At 63.9% G+C, this 244-nt stretch carries 1 pseudogene; it reads right to left on the bottom strand.

What is annotated here, in order from left to right:
* A pseudogene (locus QN347_RS20700) lies at positions 1-244 on the bottom strand (glycoside hydrolase family 2); the annotation flags it as partial.

Genomic DNA, 244 nt, shown 5'->3' with positions numbered 1-244 from the left:
GACCTGCACGGTGACCTCAAACCCCGTCAGTGAGTCGCCTCTCAGCGAGACGGATTCAGCGTAGGTGCGGCCGCGCGCTTCGATCCACACGCTTTGCCAAATGCCGGAGCTTGCCATGAACGAGACGCCGTCGTAGTCGTCGCGGGGAAGTGATCGTTGCTTGCCGTGCGGGATCGAGCGCTTATCGGAGGGCGCCGTCACGTCCACGCGAAGCGTCGCGCTCGAACCTACCGCGAGGTAATCC

This window comes from Sphingomonas sp. 10B4, from assembly GCF_035019905.1.
GTDB classification, from domain to species: Bacteria; Pseudomonadota; Alphaproteobacteria; order Sphingomonadales; family Sphingomonadaceae; genus Sphingomonas; species Sphingomonas glacialis.
The sequence above is the reverse complement of the archived record's forward strand: the minus strand, read 5'-3'. Positions and strand labels throughout refer to the sequence as shown.